Annotated in this window: 16 protein-coding genes; 12 read left to right on the top strand and 4 right to left on the bottom strand. The window is 51.9% G+C overall.

Annotated features, from left to right (window positions below):
* Entirely contained in the window at positions 1-375 is a 375-nt protein-coding gene (locus tag ABD028_RS06115) for a hypothetical protein (RefSeq protein WP_343842967.1), read from the top strand.
* A gap of 20 nt (positions 376-395) precedes the next feature.
* On the opposite strand, the gene ABD028_RS06110 is transcribed toward ABD028_RS06115, so the two are convergent.
* Positions 396-1,073 carry a DUF599 domain-containing protein gene (locus tag ABD028_RS06110; RefSeq protein WP_343842964.1) on the bottom strand — a complete coding sequence of 226 codons (678 nt, stop codon included), beginning with the start codon at positions 1,071-1,073 and terminating at the stop codon, positions 396-398.
* An 84-nt stretch (positions 1,074-1,157) separates the two neighbouring features.
* On the opposite strand from ABD028_RS06110, the gene ABD028_RS06105 reads away from it, so the two are divergent.
* From ABD028_RS06105 to ABD028_RS06095, 3 genes are all read left to right on the top strand, one after another.
* Positions 1,158-2,096 (top strand): tRNA-dihydrouridine synthase, encoded by a 939-nt coding sequence (locus tag ABD028_RS06105; RefSeq protein ID WP_343842961.1) that lies wholly within the window; start codon positions 1,158-1,160, stop codon positions 2,094-2,096.
* A gap of 150 nt (positions 2,097-2,246) precedes the next feature.
* The gene (locus tag ABD028_RS06100) at positions 2,247-3,659 is read left to right on the top strand and encodes an amidohydrolase (RefSeq protein ID WP_343842958.1); all 1,413 of its coding nucleotides are present in this window, start codon (positions 2,247-2,249) and stop codon (positions 3,657-3,659) included.
* Positions 3,656-4,927, top strand: coding sequence for an amidohydrolase family protein (locus ABD028_RS06095; protein WP_343842955.1), 1,272 nt, complete (start codon positions 3,656-3,658; stop codon positions 4,925-4,927). The genes ABD028_RS06100 and ABD028_RS06095 overlap by 4 nt, the downstream gene beginning before the upstream one ends.
* Before the next feature lie 37 nt (positions 4,928-4,964).
* Here the strand turns inward: ABD028_RS06095 and nadK are convergent, their stop codons facing one another.
* The gene (gene nadK, locus ABD028_RS06090; protein WP_343842952.1) at positions 4,965-5,846 is read right to left on the bottom strand and encodes an NAD(+) kinase; all 882 of its coding nucleotides are present in this window, start codon (positions 5,844-5,846) and stop codon (positions 4,965-4,967) included.
* A gap of 188 nt (positions 5,847-6,034) precedes the next feature.
* Here nadK and grpE point away from each other — a divergent pair, with 188 nt between their 5' ends.
* From grpE to dapB, 7 genes are all read left to right on the top strand, one after another.
* Complete coding sequence (grpE, locus tag ABD028_RS06085) at positions 6,035-6,634, top strand: nucleotide exchange factor GrpE (protein ID WP_343842949.1); 600 nt, start codon at positions 6,035-6,037, stop codon at positions 6,632-6,634.
* 118 nt (positions 6,635-6,752) lie between these two features.
* Positions 6,753-8,681: a molecular chaperone DnaK gene (dnaK, locus tag ABD028_RS06080; RefSeq protein ID WP_102794969.1), complete on the top strand. Its 1,929-nt coding sequence runs from the start codon at positions 6,753-6,755 to the stop codon at positions 8,679-8,681.
* A 136-nt stretch (positions 8,682-8,817) separates the two neighbouring features.
* On the top strand, positions 8,818-9,945 hold the full coding sequence (gene dnaJ, locus ABD028_RS06075; protein ID WP_102794970.1) for a molecular chaperone DnaJ: 1,128 nt from the start codon (positions 8,818-8,820) through the stop codon (positions 9,943-9,945).
* Between the two features lie 232 nt (positions 9,946-10,177).
* Complete coding sequence (locus ABD028_RS06070; RefSeq protein ID WP_102794971.1) at positions 10,178-10,945, top strand: hypothetical protein; 768 nt, start codon at positions 10,178-10,180, stop codon at positions 10,943-10,945.
* Between the two features lie 104 nt (positions 10,946-11,049).
* Entirely contained in the window at positions 11,050-11,829 is a 780-nt protein-coding gene (locus ABD028_RS06065) for a carboxylesterase family protein (protein WP_343842942.1), read from the top strand.
* Positions 11,830-11,881: 52 nt separating this feature from the next.
* Entirely contained in the window at positions 11,882-12,595 is a 714-nt protein-coding gene (locus tag ABD028_RS06060; RefSeq protein ID WP_343842939.1) for a substrate-binding periplasmic protein, read from the top strand.
* A 103-nt stretch (positions 12,596-12,698) separates the two neighbouring features.
* The gene (gene dapB / locus ABD028_RS06055; protein WP_343844054.1) at positions 12,699-13,505 is read left to right on the top strand and encodes a 4-hydroxy-tetrahydrodipicolinate reductase; all 807 of its coding nucleotides are present in this window, start codon (positions 12,699-12,701) and stop codon (positions 13,503-13,505) included.
* A 48-nt stretch (positions 13,506-13,553) separates the two neighbouring features.
* Here dapB and pulA read toward each other — a convergent pair whose 3' ends face one another.
* The gene (gene pulA / locus ABD028_RS06050) at positions 13,554-17,600 is read right to left on the bottom strand and encodes a pullulanase-type alpha-1,6-glucosidase (protein ID WP_343842936.1); all 4,047 of its coding nucleotides are present in this window, start codon (positions 17,598-17,600) and stop codon (positions 13,554-13,556) included.
* Positions 17,600-18,271, bottom strand: coding sequence for a hypothetical protein (locus ABD028_RS06045; RefSeq protein WP_343842933.1), 672 nt, complete (start codon positions 18,269-18,271; stop codon positions 17,600-17,602). Before ABD028_RS06045 ends, pulA begins: the two co-directional genes overlap by 1 nt.
* Before the next feature lie 641 nt (positions 18,272-18,912).
* On the opposite strand from ABD028_RS06045, the gene carA reads away from it, so the two are divergent.
* A complete protein-coding gene (gene carA, locus ABD028_RS06040; protein ID WP_102794977.1) occupies positions 18,913-20,046 on the top strand; it encodes a glutamine-hydrolyzing carbamoyl-phosphate synthase small subunit in 1,134 nt (377 codons plus the stop codon).
* The last annotated feature ends 7 nt before the right edge of the window (positions 20,047-20,053 follow it).

Genomic DNA, 20,053 nt, shown 5'->3' with positions numbered 1-20,053 from the left:
ATGCTTAAATGGAGTCATAAGGCGGCCAATATTTGGATGTTACTGGTTGCCGTCAGTTGTTACCTGATTCAGGGTGTGATTGTTAACTTATTGTTTCCTTGGGTAATTTCACCACTGCTCGTGGTATTTTTGTGGTTGAAGTATTTGCGTGCCCATGGACATCCCGGTGCAGGGGCGGCCGCGCATGGATTTTTATTCGGTGCCAGTCTGACTCTGCTGTACATCCATATAGATTGGTATCTGTCCGGGGCTGTAAACCCTTCCGCAAGTCATCTGATGTCCGATATTTTTGTGCTGGCACCTTTGCAAGCCTTTTCTGTCGGCGCTTTGGTGGCAATGCTGGCTTACTTTACCAGCCGGATCCGCCATTGGTGAGCGGATATTGGCTGTAAAGATCAGTGACAGTCTTTAAGTGCTTTCAATACCTTGGAGTGAAATTCCCGGTGGTACATGATCATCAGGGTGATGATCGAGGCGAGCATAAACAGTCTGGCGTCAATAAACCAGGGCAGGGTAGATAAGGAGAAATAAATAGCCCGCAAGCCGTAATTAAAGGAGTGCGCGGCCTGATCGATGACCTTGGCGGTACGGTTAGCATACAGATTTAATTCCTCTTCACTCATTTTATTGCCGTTTGGCGCAGCACCTATCAAAACCCCGCCAAAGCCGTACTGGCGCAATGCCCAGGTGAACTGAAAAAAGGCGAAAATGAAAATTCCCATTAATAACAAAAGTTTAATCTGAATTTGCTGGTTAGATTGCACCGTTGCCATACTCAACTGATGGATCATGGCATTCAACTCTTCCACCGAAGCCGTAGCCGTTAGCAAACCGGCCAGGATCAGCAGCGAGCTGGAAGCGAAGAAGGTGATATTGCGTTCCAAGGTCGAGATAATGGAGACATCTGCGACCCGGTTATCGCGAATAAGCATTTCCGTCATCCAGCGGGTGCGTTTGGCGCGCATTTCGCTGGCAAGACAAGAGGTGTGTCTGGCCTTGCGTTTGGCAAACAGGGTATAGCCAACCCAGATGCTCAAAAACCATAACAGGGCAAGGGTATCAATAAGGATCATAGGGATTTACTGCTCACTTTGCGGGAATCTGTTACACTGCGCGGCCCCTGTAGACAGGCCCTTGTACTCAGAGATTACCCCTAAATGACGACAAATGAAACGCAAATTGCATTAGCGCCCATGGAAGGCGTGGTGGATCATTTGATGCGCGATATGCTGACCAGCTTGGGTGGCTTTGACTTGTGCGTTACTGAGTTTGTCCGGGTTGTGGATATGCTGTTGCCACCCAGGGTGTTTTACCGGCTTTGTCCTGAACTCTATCATCAGGGGCGCACGCCTGCCGGGGTGCCGGTAAGAGTACAATTGCTGGGACAGGACCCGCAATGTCTGGCTGAAAATGCAGCCCGCGCGGTGGAATTAGGTTCTCATGGGGTGGACCTGAATTTTGGCTGCCCGGCGAAAACGGTAAATAAAAGTAAAGGTGGTGCGGTATTGCTAAAAGAAACCGACACCCTATACCAGATTGTGCACGCCGTACGGCAAAGTGTGCCTGCCGGTCAACCCGTGACGGCAAAGATGCGCCTGGGGTTTGAAGATAAGAGCCTGGCCATTGACAATGCCCTGGCATTGGAAGCCGGGGGAGCCAGCCTGATTACCATTCATGCCCGCACTAAGGTGGAGGGGTATAACCCACCGGCTTACTGGGATTGGATCGCCAGAATTAAGCAGCAGGTCAAGGTGCCACTGGTTGCCAATGGCGAAATCTGGTCGGCGGAAGATGCCAGGCAATGTCAACTGCAATCAAATTGCCAGGCCATTATGCTGGGGCGCGGAGCCCTGTCTTTGCCTAATCTTGCCAGTGTGATCAAACATCAGCATCAGCCGATGCGCTGGGACGAGGTCAGAGCCTTGCTGACACGTTACTCTGGCTATGAGATATACGGTGATAAAGGCAAGTACTATCCAAATCGGATTAAGCAGTGGTTGGGCTACTTAAAACGCCAGTATCATCAGGCCGACAGCCTGTTCAATCAAATTCGTGCCATGCAAAGCTCGGAGCAGATTGTGGACGCACTGCGTTAGCGCACAAAAAATGATAGCCGAAAGATAACCCGCTCCTGGTTAGCTCTGCAACGCCGCACCTTGTCGCAAGGATCTTGATTCCGCACGGCAATTTTGCTCTAGTGATTTTTCCTATAATCACAAGAACCCTCGCGGACTAATAGGGAATACATGAAAAAACAACAATATACCGGCAGGCTGCTAATGGCCACGCTGGCTTTGGCGGTAGTGGCAGGCTGCGGTAAGAAAAATGAGCCAGAACAAGCGCCACTGGTCGAAATAAACCGGGATCCTTACCCCAGCACTTACCAAGCCCTTCCTTCTGAAACAACCCTTATCACCAACGTCAGTATTCTGGATGGTTTGGGCGGCCAAATTGATAACGGTGACGTGCTATTCAAAGACGGTAAAATTGTTCAGGTTGGGCAAAATATCCCGCCTCCTGAAGAAGCCAAAGTTGTCGATGGTAAAGGCAAATGGGTGACGCCCGGTATTATTGATGTACATAGTCACCTGGGGGTGTATGCCACCCCTGATGGTCCGTCCCATTCCGATGGTAACGAGGCCACCAAACCCGTTACTGCGCAGGTTTGGGCGGAACATTCCATCTGGCCGCAGGACCCGGGCTTTCGCCGGGCGCTGGCGGGTGGCGTAACCAGTCTGCAAATCTTGCCAGGGTCTGCCAACCTGGTCGGCGGGCGCTCTGTGACGGTAAAAAACCTGCCGGGGCGGACGATTCAGGATATGAAATTCCCTGAGGCACCTTATGGGCTGAAAATGGCCTGTGGTGAAAATCCCAAACGTGTGTACGGCAACAAGGGCGGTCCTGCTACCCGGATGGGCAATGTGGCTGGCTATCGTCAGGCCTGGGCCGATGCTCAGGATTATCAGCGCAAGTGGGATAAATATGCCGAAGAGCACAAAGCCGGTAAAAACCCGACCCCACCTAAGCGCGATTTAACCCTGGATACCCTGGCGGGGGTACTCAACGGCGATATTCTGGTGCATATGCACTGCTACCGTGCCGACGATATGGGCACTATGCTGGATCTGATGAAAGAATTTAATTATCAGATCACGTCCTTCCAGCATGCGGTAGAGTCTTACAAAATTGCGGATCGGCTGGCGACGGACAAGGTATGTTCGGCCATGTGGGCAGATTGGTGGGGCTTTAAGATGGAAGCCTATGACGGTATTCGTGAGAACATTCCCATGGTACATAAAGCCGGTGCCTGTGCCATTGTGCACTCCGACAGTGATTTGGGCATTCAGCGCTTAAACCAGGAAGCGGCTAAAGCCCTGGGAGATGGTCAGCGTGCTGGTATCGACATCAGCAAAGCTGAGGCCTGGCAATGGCTGTCGGCCAACCCGGCAAAATCCCTGGGTATCTTTGATAAAACCGGGTCGCTGGAAGCGGGTAAAAACGCTGATCTGGTGTTATGGAGTGCGGATCCCTTTTCCACTTACGCTCAGGCCGAGCGTGTCTATATTGACGGAGGGCTGGCCTTTGACCGCCAGAATCCAGCCAGTTGGCCGGTCTCTGACTTTGAATTGGGGCAACCAGGTGAAGGAGACGTAAAATGAAAAAAACAACCATAGCGCTGCTTACCGGTTTGCTGAGTCTGACGGCTCAGGCAGAGAATATTGCCGTCGTGGGTGGCTATGTGCACACCTTGTCTGCGCAAGGCAGTTTAGACAATGGTACGGTACTGATTCGTGATGGGCGGATTGAAGCGGTGGGGCAGGCCATCGACATTCCGGCCCACTTTCGGGTCATCGACGCCAAGGGTAAGATTGTCACCCCCGGATTGATAGGCGCCTACACTTCTGTGGGCCTGGTTGAAGTGAGCTCTTCAGCCGGAACCGTTGATGCCAGTTATGCGCCGCAGGATTTTTCCAAAGCCGGTGCGGCGCTGGATGTGTCCTATGCCATTAACCCGGATAATTCGGTGGTGGATGTCAGCCGCATTGAAGGTTTTACCCTGGCTGCCACCGGGATGTCCAGTACGCACAGCTTGTTTGGTGGTCAGGGCGCTATCATCAGTTTAGGTGACCGGGACAATCTGGTGAAACCCCGCGCCTTTATGAGCCTGGCGGTGGACAATCACGGTGCCGATGATGTCGGCGGCAGCCGGGCTGCATTGTGGCCGCAGATTGAAAATGCCTTTGCCGAAGCTCAGTCCTTAAATGGCAAGGTGCTTGGACCCAAAGACGAGTGGCATGGGCAATTGAGTAAGGCCGATGTCAACGCGTTGATACCCGTAGTGAATGGTCAGATGCTGTTGCTGGTGGATGCCAGAAGGGCATCTGATATTCGCCAGGTATTGGCCTTTAAGGCACGTCACGCGAAAATCAAACTGGCGCTGTTGCGAGCCACCGAAGGCTGGCGGCTGGCCGACGAGATTGCAGCGGCTGGCGTGCCTGTGATCCTCGACCCTGAACCAAACCTGCCTTATGCCTTTGATATGCTGGGCTCGACTATGGCCAATGCCGGACGACTGGCAGAGGCTGGCGTAGCGCTTTCTATCGGGGTGGAAACCCATAATCTGCGCCTGGCCACGCAACACGCAGGCAATGCGGTGGCTAATGGTTTACCCTGGCAGGACGGACTGGCTGCCCTGACTATCAATACCGCTAAGTTATTCGGCATTGATAAAGACTATGGCAGCCTGGAAAAGGGCAAAGTGGCTGATGTGGTGATTTGGTCTGGTGATCCGCTGGAAGCCATGCAGGCTCCTGAACAGGTATTAATTGATGGCGAACCAATAAAAATGGAATCGCGTCAGACGAAACTCAGAGACAGGTATCTGAATCTGAACAGCGATACCCCGCATCAATATATGCGACCTTAAACCAGAAAAGCGCCAGTAGGCGCTTTTTTTTTATAGCTTAGTAAAGTTTACTTCCCCAACCCAGCTTGGTGCGCAACACATTAAAGTAATTGTAACTGCGCGGATGAATCAGACGCAGTGTGTATGGATTTTTGCGGATCTGTATTTCATCACCGGGCAGTACGCTAAGCACCACATGGCCATCACAGCTGACCTGCAGGGCTTCAGTATTATCATGAGATACCACTAAACGTACCACGCTATTAGCATCCACTACGATGGGGCGGCTGCTGAGGGTGTGCGGGAACATGGGCACCAGGGTCAGGGCATCCAGGTTCGGGGTTAAGATAGGGCCGCCACCGGAAAGCGAGTAGGCGGTTGAGCCGGTGGGCGTTGCCACAATCAGGCCATCGGAGCGCTGACTGAAAACAAACTGGTCATCGATATGGACTTCAAACTCCATCATATGTGCCACTTTACCGTGGTGAAGTACGGCTTCATTCACCGCGGCGTTACTGCTTTTAAGTTGATTGTGACGATAGACCTCCACTTCCAGCAAAAAACGCTGCTCGGTGGCATAATCACCGCTGAAGATTCCCTCCAACTGACGTTCCACGTCATCCGGGTGGATATCGGTCAAAAACCCCAGATTGCCCCTGTTGACACCGACCACGCCGACATTAAAACGTGACAGCACCCGAGCCGCGCCCAGCATATTGCCGTCGCCGCCCACCACAATGGCCAGGTCGGCATGCTGACCAATGGCCACCAGATCCATAACCTCCAGATCGTCCAGCTCCAGCTCTTTAGCGACCCGCTCTTCAACCAGAATGCGCTTACCTTTTGCTTTGAGGAAACGGTACAGCGCTTTGAGGCTTTCATTGGCACCCTGATGCTGAGGTTTTCCAATCAAGCCAATATTGTCAAAAGGGGTTTGCATAACGGTAACTATCGCTGAATTTGTCTATCTATTTGAAAATAATAAGGGTTAGCTAACAAAAAGTCGCTGATAATCGGAATTGACCAGATAAATTATATGGGAATCTGCTTTTACCCCTTGAATCGCCCGTCACTATCCCCATTTACCAAAACGATTTTGGCATTCTAATAGGTTTTACGGAGAGGCGAATGAGCACCGAGCAGCAGCCACAGCAAGAACAGCAGCCACAAAACGACGTGAATCAGCCACAGGATCAGGTTGAACAGACCGAGGTGAGTCCTGAGCAGCAGCGTATCAGTGAGCTGGAAAAGGCCCTGGCCGAGGCAGAATCCAATCTGGCCGAGCAGAAGGATTCCGTATTGCGGGCCCGTGCGGATATGGAAAATACCCGCAGACGTGCAGATGCAGAAGTGGACAAGGCTCGTAAGTTTGCCCTGGAGCGCTTTGCCGGTGAACTGCTGACCGTTATTGACAATCTGGAACGCGCCCTGCAAGTGGCAGATGCGTCCAACGATGCGGTTAAATCGCTGGTGGAAGGTGTAGAGCTGACCTACAAGTCCTTTATTAACACCGTGGAAAAATTTGGTCTGAAGATCATCGATCCACAAGGACAACCTTTTAATCCCGAATTACACCAGGCTATGGGTATGCAGGAAAGTTCCGAGTTGGAGCCCAATTCGGTGATGGCCGTTATGCAGAAAGGTTATGAACTTAATGGCCGGTTATTGCGTCCGGCTATGGTAATGGTATCCCGTGCCCCTGAAGGCGGCGTGGATGTTGAAGCCTGATTTCAGGCAAATAAACACAACTTTTTTGGGGAAATTTTTTTACCGCCTTGTTGAAAATAACAAAGTGGGTCCCCACAAAGAAAGCATCAGTTTTTAAACGAATTTCTGGAGTAAGCTAATGGGTAGAATCATTGGTATTGACTTGGGTACAACCAACTCATGTGTAGCCGTTTTAGACGGTGATAAGCCTCGTGTTATCGAAAACGCCGAAGGGGATCGCACCACCCCCTCCATCATCGCCTTTACTAAAGACGGTGAAACCCTGGTAGGTCAACCAGCCAAGCGTCAGGCGGTCACCAACCCCAAGAACACCCTGTTCGCGATTAAGCGTTTGATTGGTCGTCGCTGGGAAGATAAAGAAGTGCAGCGTGACATTGACATCATGCCGTATTCCATTATCAAGGCCGATAATGGTGATGCCTGGGTGGATGTGAATGACAAAAAGATGGCTCCACCGCAGATTTCTGCCGAAGTGCTGAAGAAAATGAAAAAGACCGCCGAGGACTACCTGGGCGAAGAAGTGACCGCAGCGGTGATTACCGTACCGGCTTACTTCAACGATTCTCAGCGCCAGGCGACTAAAGATGCTGGTCGTATCGCTGGTTTGGAAGTGAAGCGTATTATCAACGAACCAACGGCCGCAGCACTGGCCTATGGTATGGATCGTAAGAAAGGCGACAACGTGGTTGCGGTTTACGATTTAGGTGGTGGTACCTTCGATATTTCCATCATCGAAATCGACGAAGTGGAAGGCGAGCATACCTTTGAAGTACTGGCCACCAATGGTGACACTCACTTGGGTGGTGAAGACTTTGATAACCGTCTGATCACTTATCTGGTGGATGAATTCAAGAAAGACCAGGGTATCGACCTGCGTAAAGATCCTTTGGCCATGCAGCGTCTGAAAGAAGCTGGTGAAAAAGCCAAGATTGAACTGTCGTCTGCCCAGCAGACCGAAGTGAATCTGCCTTATATCACGGCCGACAGCTCCGGTCCTAAGCACCTGACCATCAAAGTCACCCGCGCCAAGCTGGAGTCTTTGGTTGAAGATATGGTGAAGAACTCACTGGAGCCGGTGAAACAGGCGCTGGCCGATGCCGATCTGTCGGTCAATGATATCCACGATATCATTCTGGTTGGCGGTCAGACCCGTATGCCACTGGTGCAGAAATATGTCACCGAGTTCTTTGGTAAAGAGCCACGTAAAGACGTTAACCCTGACGAAGCCGTTGCCGTGGGCGCTGCTATTCAGGGTGGTGTACTGGCCGGTGATGTGAAAGACGTACTGCTGCTTGACGTGACACCATTGTCTCTGGGGATTGAAACCATGGGCGGTGTGATGACCAAGCTGATTGAGAAGAACACCACCATTCCGACTAAGAAGTCACAGGTGTTCTCTACCGCTGAAGACAATCAGTCTGCGGTAACAGTGCATGTACTGCAAGGTGAGCGTAAGCAGGCTTCCGGTAACAAATCTCTGGGTCAGTTCAACCTGGAAGGTATCCGCGCCGCCATGCGTGGTCAGCCACAAATCGAAGTGACCTTTGATATCGATGCCGACGGTATTCTGCATGTTTCTGCCAAGGACAAAGATACAGGTAAAGAGCAGAAGATCACGATTCAGGCGTCCAGTGGTTTGTCGGAAGATGAAATCAACAGCATGGTGCAGGATGCCGAAGCCAACGCCGAAGCGGATAAGAAGTTTGAAGAGTTGGTGCAGGCCCGCAACCAGGCCGACGGCATGGTTCACGCTACCCGTAAACAGGTAGAAGAAGCTGGCGATGCGCTGGGCGCGGATGACAAGGCCAAGATCGAAGAAGCATTGTCAGCACTGGAAAGCGCCATTAAAGGCAGCGACAAGGCTGAAATCGAAGCTAAAACTCAGGCACTGATCGAAGCCTCCGGCAAGCTGATGGAAGTGGCACAAGCCAAAGCACAGCAGGCTCAGGGCGGCGAAGGTGCGCAGAGCCAGCAGGGCTCAGCAAAATCCGGTGACGACGATGTGGTTGATGCCGAGTTTGAGGAAGTAAAAGACGACAAGAAATAATCTTGCGTCACCATTAACGTGACCGCTTTGGCGGTCACGCTTAAGTGGGGTCAGAGTAGAATTACTTGTCAGACACTGGCAACCAGTTAATTTTACTCTGACCCCATTTAGCTGTATTCGGGAGCAGATAAGTCATATGTCCAAACGAGACTATTACGAAGTGCTGGGGGTGGCCAAAGACGCCGCCGAGCGCGATATTAAGAAAGCCTACAAGCGCCTGGCCATGAAATATCACCCTGACCGGACACAGGGCGATAAAGCACTGGAAGAGAAGTTCAAGGAAATCCAGGAAGCCTATGAAATCCTGACCGACGAGCAAAAACGTGCTGCCTACGATAGGTTTGGTCACGCTGGCGTGGATCCGAACCGTGGTGGCGGGCATGGTGGTCACGCTGATTTTGGTGATATTTTCGGCGATGTGTTTGGCGATATTTTTGGCGGCGGGCGTCGCCAGTCAAGAGCACGTCAGGGCTCAGACCTGCGCTACAACCTGGAAATGAGCCTGGAAGATGCTGTTCGTGGCAAAAATGTCGAGATTAAAGTGCCGACTTTGGTTGGCTGCGACGAATGTGACGGCTCTGGTGCCAAGAAGGGCACCAGTCCTACTACTTGCCCTACCTGTCATGGGCAAGGCCAGGTGCAGATGCGTCAGGGTTTTTTTGCCGTGCAGCAAACCTGTCCTACCTGTTCAGGACGGGGCAAGATAATTGCCGACCCATGTCGTAAATGCCATGGCCATGGCCGTATGGAAAAAACCAAGACCCTGTCGGTTAAAGTGCCGGCTGGCGTCGACACCGGGGATCGGATTCGCTTAAGTGGTGAAGGTGAAGCCGGAGAAATGGGTGGCCCGGCTGGTGATCTATACGTTCAGGTACATATCAAGGACCATCCTATCTTTGTGCGGGATGGCAACAACTTGTATTGCGAAGTGCCCATCAGCTTTACCCGGGCCGCCTTGGGCGGTGAAATCGAAGTGCCGACATTGGATGGCAAGGTGAAACTTAAAGTGGCACCTGAAACCCAAACCGGCCGGATGTTCCGCTTACGCGGCAAAGGTGTGAAGTCGGTACGCAGCGGCTCCGTTGGGGACCTGATGTGCAAAGTGGTAGTGGAAACACCGGTAAACCTGACCTCCAGACAGAAAGAGTTACTTGAAGAGCTGGATAAGTCGATGGGCATAGGTGATGAAGCGGCAAAGTACCGCCCCAAAGAGAAAGGCTTCTTTGATGGGGTAAAGAAGTTCTTTGACGATTTAACCAACTGATAATATCTGGATGTAAAGCCCTGCCAAAGCAGGGCTTTTTTTTGTGTCTGCAATGTAAATAAACTGATCTACAGGATCAATTCTGAAAAGATTGATTAACCTTTTGTTATTTAAGGATTTATTTGTCATTTTGTTTGACTTATTTGATGCGCAGTTCTAGCTTGAATAGTGCTTAAGCCAAGGTGGGCTCACCGATTCATTTATTAATGTGATCAACTAAAAGGATGTTTATATGAAAACTTTCGCAATGACGATAGGCGTTGCCTGTGCAACTTTGTCCGGCACCGCTTTAGCTGCGCAAATGGTCTATGATATAGACGGTTTAGCCCGCCATACAGATTACGCAGATGGGCCGCTGGAAGCGGCTGCCACCCACAATGACAATGCCAGAGATGCACAGGTTTATCTGTATCGCCGACATGCCCGGTCTTCCTGCAGCAGTGCAGCTTTCTATGCTGCCGATGACGGTACTTACCTGGCATCAGCGCGATTGGTGACTATTGCGCCTGCTGTGGATATAGCGCAGGGGCGTTTTCCTGACACCGCGCTGGAAGTGGATAAGGTACTGCAGGTCAGTTGCACTGATGAAGCCGGGCAGGCTTATCTGGTTCAGCACAAAATCGCTTCCGTGCCAAAGATAGACTGGCTGGCCGAGGTCGTACCAGCCGGAGAGTTTGTTCAGGTTAATCAAGGTTACAGTTACCACAGTGCCATTGAATACGACGGCAGCTTATCGGTGGATAACCGCACCCGTCAGGGCCATTGCCAGGTCACACAAGACCGTGGTGTGGCGCTAGGTTTATTCAATGGCCAGTCGGGCAAAAGTCACTTCCATGCTGACGTGTTTGTTACCCATAAGGTGGTCGCCAATAACCAGCCAGTGCTACTGCAGTCAGTGGAGTGCACGAACCCGGCTGGTACCACAAAGTTGCTCAAAGTCTGGGATCTTACCAATGAACAGCGGATTGATCTGATAGAAGATATTAAGATCATCCGATAGGCGCTCAATCAATCCTATAAAGTACAGGTCCGGCTGATATGCCGGACTTTTTTTATCCATAGCAACATGCTTGAATGGCATGACAACACCACAAAGAGAATGACATGAAAGCACTAAGCGGATGGATCCTGTTATTGATCAGCGTTTTTGCATATGCCGATGACAACAGCCTGTACCAAAGCATGATCTACAAGCAAGGCGAACAGACGCTGCAATACCGCATTCTTTACCCGCAAGGCTTTGACAAGCACAAACGTTACCCGCTGGTCCTGTTTTTACATGGTGCCGGTGAGCGTGGCAGTGACAATACCCTGCAACTGACACATGGGGGCGCACTCTTTGCCGATAAAGCAGTCCGGGACGACTATCCCGCCATTGTGGTATTCCCTCAGGTAGCCAAAGACCAATATTGGGCAAATGTGTCAGTTAACCGCGACACTCAACCCGTGCAACTGCAGTTCTCTACTGCACCTGTCCCCACTCAGGTGATGGCATTAACCCTGGCATTGATGGATGAACTGGTTGCCAAACCTTATGTGGATGACAGGCGTGTGTACATCGGTGGTTTGTCCATGGGGGGCATGGGCACACTGGAGATGCTTTATCATCGTCCTGATATGTTTGCTGCTGCGATTGCTATCTGTGGTGGGGGGAAAGAACAAATGGCGACACATTATCGCAAGGGCATGCCAGTGTGGCTGTTCCATGGTGAGGAAGATCAGGTCGTGGACCCTGAGTTATCACGTCGGATGCACAGTGCCATAGTCGCTGCGGATGGTCAGGCCAAATTAACCCTGTATCCCGGCGTGGGACATGACAGTTGGACGGCGGCTTTTGCCGAGCCAACGCTGCTGCCCTGGTTGTTTTCCCATCAATTGCCGTAACACAAAGCAGGTGGTGAGAAACACGCCATTTTCACTGATAAGGAGCAGTTCTATGCGGCTAGGCTTGATGCTGTGTTTTTGTTGTATCGCAGGCAAGGGGCTGGCAGATGATAACATCATTGATGTGGGTCTGCATTATGCCGCGCCCTGGGCTTACGCAGATGCAAGCGGGCAAGTTGTTGGGATTGACTATGACGTGGTTAAGCAGATTTTTTCCCAGGCCGGCTATAAACTGCGGGTCGAGCTGTTTTCCCATGAACGCATGCTGCAGAAGTTCAGACACAAAGAGCTGGATTTTGTCAGCCCGGTAGCCTTTGATATTCCCGGCGCGCATCGAACTTTAGCCTATATGGAAATTGAAGATGTGGCCGTCAGTCTGGACACCGCAGGTTTAAATAATCTGGTGCTTGAGGACCTGGTCAATATGCGCATTGTCGCTTATCAAAAAGCGGCTGACGTATTGGGAAAGGGCTTTGTGGATGCCTTGAACCCGGATGCCTATCTGGAAATAGTTGACAGACAACGGCAGTTTGAACTGCTGACCAACCATAAAGTGGATTTGGTTATCGGCGACAAGCTGGTGTTGAAGTATTTTGCCCAAAAACGCCTGGGCAAAGGCAAGATACGCATCCATTCGCTGTTCGACAAGCAAGCCTATCCTGCAGCAGCCTGGGATCCGCAACTGGTCAGTGTGTTTAATCAAGGGCTGCAGACCCTCAAGGGCAGTGAAGCATGGAACCGCATTATGGCAAAACCCAGACCATAGCAAGGGTTGATCTATTGTTTCTGTTTAACTAGCCGTTTAGATGGCTGACGATGGCTGGGAATTCAGGCACAATGCCAGCCAAACAGGTGAATTGGATAACAAGATGATAAATGTCGGGATCTTTGGTGCCAATGGACGGATGGGCAGAGTACTGATTGAGGCGCTGCAGCACAATGACCAAGCACAGTTAACGGCGGCGTTAGTGCGTAGCGGTTCAGATTGGCTGGGTATGGATGTGGGGGAACTGGCCGGCATTGGTCGGCAAGGTCTGACGGTCAGTGACCGTCCCGATGAGCAAGCCGATAGCGTCGAGGTGATGATTGATTTCACCTTGCCAGAAGCGCTGGAAAGCAATTTAAATTGGTGTATTGCGCACGGTAAGCCCGTGGTCGTGGGGACAACGGGGCTGAATGCGGCACAAAAAGCCTTGTTGCAACAGGCCGCCACCAAGATTCCGGTGGTTTTTGCCGCCAATTACAGCGTTGGGGTGAACCTGCTGCTTAATTTACTGAGGCAAACCGCCAGGGTAATGGGCGAGAGTTGCGATATTGAGATCTGGGAAGCCCACCACCGGCATAAAGTGGATGCGCCATCCGGCACGGCCGTTGCCATGGGTGAGGCAATTGCCGATGCATTAGGTCGTGATCTTGACCAATGTGCGGTGTACGGCCGGCAAGGGCATACCGGCGCGAGGCCACAGCAGCAGATCGGTTTTGCCACCATTCGCGCCGGCGACGTGGTAGGCGAGCATACCGCCTTGTTTGCCGATATTGGTGAACGGCTTGAACTCACGCATAAGGCCACTAGTCGTCTGACCTTCGCTAACGGCGCGGTCAGAGCGGCAATCTGGCTTAAAGACAAGCCCGAAGGATTATACGATATGCAGCAGGTGCTAGGCCTGCAGAGCTAACAAAAACGGGGCTGGATAAGCCCCGTTTTTTTATGGCGAATTAACAGTTTACGGAAGCTCAACTGTCAGGACAGGACTGGCCAAATTGCTGGCATCCACTGTCACCTGATACTCACCACCTTCAGACAGAGATAAGCTCAGGTTGTCATTGCTGCCTGGTACCAGATCCACTGTATCACCCGGTGTCACAGTGCTGTTGCCACCCAGGTTGGCACCTCCTGTGCCGCCCCAGTCAGCATCGGCAATCTTAAAAGCATAATTGCCAGCTGGCAGAGTCAGTATTGCCTGATAGCGTCCGTTACCAGCAAATGGCAACGGCATAGTGGTGCCCCAACCATTCAGACTGCCACGCAGATAAAGCGTATGACTGCCATAGGGAGGAGGAATGGCAGAAGGATCGTCAGGGATAACGGTCAGGCTCGGGCTGGCTCTATTACTGGCATCCAGTGCAAAGCGATACTCACCGGCCTGAATAATGTCGAGACTCAGATTATTTCCTTGCTGGTAAATCGTTTGTGCCTGTCCAATCGCGACTTGGAAACCGCCGCCCAGATTGGCGCTGGCAAAATCTGCATCGGCAATTTTAAACTCAAAGGTGCCTGGCTGCAGTTGCACATCCAGGCTATATCTGTCGTTACCCTGGTAGTGAAAAGGCATGGAGGTATCCCAGCCGTTCAGGCCGCCGCGCAGAAAGATAACCTTATCACCATAAGGAGGCAGGGCACTTAAGCCATAACCCTGGTCGCCGTTTTGCGGTTTAACAAATACCGCAGAGGTGCGAGGCGGCACAGTGAACAGGTTGTCACTGATACTGACCTGCTGTAAGCGACTATCCAGCGAATGTTGCTGCACCGGATGCAGTACAAAGCCACTGGCATTGTTAATCCGGATGCTTTGCGTGACTGCGCTGCTGTTAAAAACAACCAACAAGGCATCCAGGGTCGGATCCAGGTCCGTTAAACCCAGACCGTCATCCAGACTCATTGCAATAAGCCCCTGCACCTGTTCAGCACCGGTGTTATGGAATTTAAGACGCTGACGGACTTGCTCTGCCTGGCGCAGTCTCAGCAGTGGACTGCCGGCACGAATCTGCACAAATTCTCTGAATATGGCTGCGCTGAAGGCGATGTCAGATGGGCCAACCTGACTGTTGGGGTTAGCGCTGGCTGCACTGATGGCCTGCCAGTTATTCTGATTGTCAGCTGCGCGGGGCAGACCCACATTCCAGTTATTTGTGCTCATACTGAAATCGACACGGTTAAACCAGTCACCTGAATCATAGGTATTGCGATCCATGGATTTTGAGCGCAGCAAATCTGAGCCCAGATGCAGGAATGGAATCCCCTGACTCAGCAATGGATAACTCAGGGCCTGATTCTGAATACGTACTCGCTCGGCAGCATCAAGATCAGAAGGCAGAACTAGTTGCAGCTTGTCCCACAATGTTTCATTGTCGTGCTTGGATACATAGTTGACCGTGTCAGCCGGGTCTTGTGCATAGCCCGCGGGCTGGCCGTTCCACTGATAGTCATAGGCAGACAGGTAGTTACCGCTGGCAGCCACAAATTCAAAGCTGCCGATGTTCCCTGCCAGACCGATGCGGGTGGTATCCTGCTCGTGCAAACTGCCACCGGCGCTGAACAGGGCACCGCTGCGCAGCGCTTCACGCTGTCTGTCAGAGAAGGTGCCGACCTCGGTGCCCGCCATGGCTAACTGAGAAGCCTGTTCAAAGCGCCGGTTATTCACCACCTCGCCGAAGTTCCAGCCTTCGCCATAGAAATAGGTGTCTGGATCTACTGCCCTGACGGCTTCTCTGGCCGCCAATACTGCTTGGCGGGGAATATGGCCCATCAGATCAAAGCGAAAGCCGTCAAAGCCAAACTGCTGGGCGAATATTACCAAAGAGTCGTCCATCAGCTTGCTCATCATACGCATTTCCGTTGCGGTGTTTTCGCAACAGGTGGAGTTTTCGATACGGCCACTGACCTCATTAAGGCGCTGGTAATAGCCAGGGACCAGCTTGTCCAGCACAGAATTGTCGTACAGGCCTGAAGACGCCGTATGGTTGTACACCACGTCCAGTACGGTGCGCAGCCCCATCTCATGCAAGGCCAGGTTCATGGCACGCATTTCCACAATTCGCGCTTCACCATCCGGATCGGTGGCATAGCTGCCCTCTGGCGCGGCGAAATGCTGTGGGTCGTAACCCCAGTTAAATCCGTCCAGACTGCGCATAGATTCAATCAGTGCCTGGGCATCTGCTGTACCTGGGGTATAGCCTTCCAGCACTTGTTGTATGGTGGTGCTGGGATTTTCCACGCCGCACACCGGGGCCGCGGCGTTGAACTGACACAGGCGCGCTACGGTATCGGTCAGCTCGACCCGTTTGCTGGTATCTTCTTCGACAGAAGCAATATCATTGGCCGGTAACAGGTGAATATGGGTAAGACCCGCCTGTTGCAGTGCCCGAAGATGCTGTACCGACTGACTACCGGCTTCGGTAAAGGCCAGGTACTTACCGCGGTTGGCGCTGCTGACCGTTTCATCCCAGATACTGAAATCACGAATATGGGTTTCATAGATAATACTGTCTTCCGGCGCAGCAACAGTAGGTACCGGATGGTTGTCCCAACCGGCAGGTTTAAGGTCAGCATCATCCAGATTAACCAACTGGCTGAAACGCCCATTGGTGGACAAACTCAGCGAATAAGGGTCTGTGGTACTCAGAGTTTCAAACTGTTCGGTGAGTGGGTGATAAACATCCAGCTGGAACCGGTAGAATTGCCTGTCTAATTCAGCTTTGGGGCCTGTAAACGTCCAGATGCCAGTGTCATTGTCACGCTGCATTGGGTGGCTGGCGATGGGGTTCTTTTGCTTGTCATACAGTGCGATAGACAAGCTTGTGGCGGTGGGCGCCCAGACCGAGACGCGGATCTGTTCGCCCAGATATTGGACTCCCAGTACCGCCTCATCGGCATCGTCATTTGCTCTGGTGTAAAGATAGTCCAACAGCCTTGCTGACTGCACCCGGGTGGCGTCTAACAGATTGCCGTCACTGTCCAGTGCCACGGCAATAAGTTGAGCGCGGGCCAGTTGCTTGGCATCGTCGTCGGTTAAGCTCAAATTAAAGCCGCTGAAACCTTGCAGTTGAGGATCGCGCTGATAAAAACCGTCGTCAGCTTGCTGTGGCAGCAATGCCACAAAACTGGTGTTTTGCAGGGTATTGACATCAAGGGGAGACAGGCCCGCTGACGCGCTATGATAGAGACGGTACTCATCGGCCTGGCCGGTTTGCCAAAGGAGTGTGTCGGTAGCCAGCCAATGCGCTCGAGCGCCGTCCAGAAATAAAGGACGCGTGGTAATAGGTTGGTACCAGATTTCCGGGTAACCATCAAAAGTGAAACCTTGTTGTCCCTGCCCGGGCACAAAACGGCTGTTGTCCGGTCCCAGTGCTTTAGCATCGCCCTTGTGAATAATAAAGTTGTAGCAAGCGGCACCAGGTTCAATGCTCAGAATGTAGTAGGCACCGTATTGGGCATGCACGCCATCTGCCGGATAGGGATTGGCCCAGTTGGCAAAATGCGGGCTGTCGCTGGTTGGCGATGCATAGTTGCCACAGCCTTCGCCTTGCCACAAATGCAGGCCCCAACCGCTGTAGTCCCGATCCTCACGCTGGTAGAACAAGGCAATTTGGTTTTCAGCCAGCACCAGGCCGGTGTCAGATGTGCTGCTTTGCGATTGCAAACGCAGTGATAAAGACAGGGGGATGCGCTCCAGACTCAGCATCAAATTAAATTGCAGCGATTGTCCCTGGGTCAGCGTGTCGCTATCCAGCATGAGATAAGGTTTACCGTCCAGTTCGCCATCGGCATTCAGGATGCTGTGGCTGCTGGCATCCACCATCACGCGCATCGTACCCGACAGGGGGGTACTGCCATGGTGGGTCAGAGTGACCAGGCTGCGATATTGTTGATTGACACGGTCAAATACCGGTCGTGAGGCATAGTCAAAAGTCACTTCCTGCTGATCCTGCCAGTCGGCGGACGCTGGCAGGCACAAGACGCATAGCAGTAGGCCTAACAGATAACGTGTCATCAGATGGTTCTCCTGCGCATCAACAGCAGGCCCAGCAATAATAAAGCGGGCAGGGGCGGCTCTGGCACTTGGGTAGAAACAGCATCCAGGCGGACATTATCAATGGCTAAACTGGAAAATAAACCATCCCCTATGGCCAGCCCTTCCTGCAGACTAAAGTCCAGGAACCAGCCCGATAGATTATAAAAGCTGCTGTCGAGTTGCACAGAGAATGTGCCCGAGCCATAGCTGCTCAGCCCGTTCATAGCAGACTGCAACAGAGCACCAAGTTGTCCATCAGCCCCATACAGATTGCCCAACCCGTCATTTAGAGCAATATTGAAGAAATCGCCTATTTGCGGATCGCCATCGGTGCCGAAAAACGCCCAGTCGAAACTTAGCCACAGAGACTGACCGGCGGCCATGCTCAGATCCAATTCCTGATACAAGGTGTTGGCAAAAAACGCGCTGGCACTTTGACCGTCATCTACGCTTAACACCGCGCGGCAGTCGCCGGCGTTATTGTCTATGGCAAAGTCACCGGTCGGACCGGGGTCGCCGCTGCCATCCGTATCCAGACTCCAACCGCTGAGGGTGCAGCTTTGGAAATCGCCGTTAGAAATCATGGCCGCCTGGGCTGACCCGGCGCAGAACAGGTAGAAAGGCAACAGCAGAGATAAATAAGGTTTCACTGGTTTCTCCATAAGTGTTAACGGAATATTTACAACTGCCTGACATTAGATGAATGAAAACTCGTCAGGCAAGGGCTTCAGGCTGGTAAATCCGCTGAATACGTATGCAGTTGTCAGGCTGTCGGATTTTTTAACAAATGGCTTGGTGACAATAGACGACTAATAGTTTTTCTGCCGTGATGGGCTGGTGTATGGCAAGAACACTGCTGCCGATTTCCAGGCGGGTAGGAAAGCGGCCCTGTCAGCATGCCAACGGACAGGCTTTGGCTGTCAGAGAATTATACAATTGCGGGCCTGATGAGCGGCGTCGACCTGGATTAGGAGCGCCATGCAAGGCTGCATGCACGCTGAGAACAAGGGCTATATGAAGGATACTTATGCTTTTGTGTGTTTTGCCTTATTTTTGAGGTTAAAGGTCTATTTATATAAAATTTCCAATTCAGAATGGACGAATTTGTCAAGTTAATGTAGACTACTACGAATTTGCCAAAATTTTGCTATTTACCGGGAGAAACCGGCTTGCAGAGCCAGCAAAACAAGTAAACGGGATGTAAATTAACAATTTACGCCCGTTTTTTTTAGGTTGCCAAAAGATCCATATCGCTCAGTAAATGGGTATGGATAGCGAATAGGAGGTTGACTTGACTAAATCCGCCCTTTTGGTCCTTGAAGACGGCACAGTTTTCAAAGGGACCGCCATCGGAGCCGAAGGTATTGCTGTAGGAGAGGTGGTGTTTAATACCGCCATGACAGGATATCAGGAGATCCTCACCGACCCGTCCTATGCCGAACAGATAGTGACTCTTACATATCCCCACATTGGTAATACCGGCACCAATGATGAGGATCAGGAGTCCAACCGAATTTGGGCAAAAGGCCTGATTATCCGAGACCTCCCCCTGATCGCCAGTAATTTCCGCAACCAGCAAAGCCTTTCTGATTATCTCAAACAACATAACATTCTTGGTATCGCAGACATCGACACCCGTCGTCTGACCCGCGTGCTGCGTTCAACCGGTGCACAGAACGGTTGTATCGTCGCTGGTGACAACCTGGATGAAGCCAAAGCATTAGCGGCCGCCAAGGCATTTCCTGGGTTGAAAGGCATGGATCTGGCCAAAGTGGTGTCCACTGATGAGGCCTTTGTCTGGAATCACGGTTCATGGCGCTTAGGCAAGGGCCACGATGAAAATCGTGAAGATCTGCCTTTTCACGTAGTGGCCTATGATTTTGGTGCCAAGCTCAACATTCTGCGCATGTTGGTCGATCGCGGTTGCAAATTGACTGTGGTGCCAGCTCAAACCAGTGCCGAAGAGGTACTGGCCATGAATCCTGATGGCGTGTTCCTGTCTAACGGCCCTGGTGACCCAGAGCCTTGTACTTATGCTATTGAGGCGATTCAAACCATTCTGGCGAAAAATATTCCAGTATTCGGTATCTGCCTGGGCCACCAGTTGTTGGCGCTGGCCAGTGGTGCCAAGACCATGAAGATGAAACATGGCCATCACGGTGCTAACCACCCGGTGAAAGACATTCCCAACAATCGCGTGATGATCACCAGCCAGAACCATGGTTTTGCCGTGGACGAAGACAGCCTGACAGATAATCTGCAAGTGACGCATATTTCCCTGTTCGACAAGACCATCCAGGGCATTCATCGTACCGATAAACCGGCCTTCAGTTTCCAGGGGCACCCGGAAGCGAGTCCAGGGCCGCACGATGCCGCGCCGCTGTTTGACCATTTCATCGAATTGATCGCTGCCAGCAAGAAGTAATTAAGGG

This window comes from Bowmanella denitrificans, from assembly GCF_039522935.1.
GTDB lineage: Bacteria > Pseudomonadota > Gammaproteobacteria > Enterobacterales > Alteromonadaceae > Bowmanella > Bowmanella denitrificans.
This window is presented reverse-complemented; position numbering and strand designations above follow the sequence as displayed.

Bases quoted from the DNA above. Each gene is read 5' to 3' on its own strand.
- ABD028_RS06115 (WP_343842967.1), top strand. From the start codon at position 1: ATGCTTAAATGGAGTCATAAGGCGGCCAATATTTGGATGTTACTGGTT.
- ABD028_RS06110 (WP_343842964.1), bottom strand. From the start codon at position 1,073: ATGATCCTTATTGATACCCTTGCCCTGTTATGGTTTTTGAGCATCTGG.
- ABD028_RS06105 (WP_343842961.1), top strand. From the start codon at position 1,158: ATGACGACAAATGAAACGCAAATTGCATTAGCGCCCATGGAAGGCGTG.
- ABD028_RS06100 (WP_343842958.1), top strand. From the start codon at position 2,247: ATGAAAAAACAACAATATACCGGCAGGCTGCTAATGGCCACGCTGGCT.
- ABD028_RS06095 (WP_343842955.1), top strand. From the start codon at position 3,656: ATGAAAAAAACAACCATAGCGCTGCTTACCGGTTTGCTGAGTCTGACG.
- nadK (WP_343842952.1), bottom strand. From the start codon at position 5,846: ATGCAAACCCCTTTTGACAATATTGGCTTGATTGGAAAACCTCAGCAT.
- grpE (WP_343842949.1), top strand. From the start codon at position 6,035: ATGAGCACCGAGCAGCAGCCACAGCAAGAACAGCAGCCACAAAACGAC.
- dnaK (WP_102794969.1), top strand. From the start codon at position 6,753: ATGGGTAGAATCATTGGTATTGACTTGGGTACAACCAACTCATGTGTA.
- dnaJ (WP_102794970.1), top strand. From the start codon at position 8,818: ATGTCCAAACGAGACTATTACGAAGTGCTGGGGGTGGCCAAAGACGCC.
- ABD028_RS06070 (WP_102794971.1), top strand. From the start codon at position 10,178: ATGAAAACTTTCGCAATGACGATAGGCGTTGCCTGTGCAACTTTGTCC.
- ABD028_RS06065 (WP_343842942.1), top strand. From the start codon at position 11,050: ATGAAAGCACTAAGCGGATGGATCCTGTTATTGATCAGCGTTTTTGCA.
- ABD028_RS06060 (WP_343842939.1), top strand. From the start codon at position 11,882: ATGCGGCTAGGCTTGATGCTGTGTTTTTGTTGTATCGCAGGCAAGGGG.
- dapB (WP_343844054.1), top strand. From the start codon at position 12,699: ATGATAAATGTCGGGATCTTTGGTGCCAATGGACGGATGGGCAGAGTA.
- pulA (WP_343842936.1), bottom strand. From the start codon at position 17,600: ATGACACGTTATCTGTTAGGCCTACTGCTATGCGTCTTGTGCCTGCCA.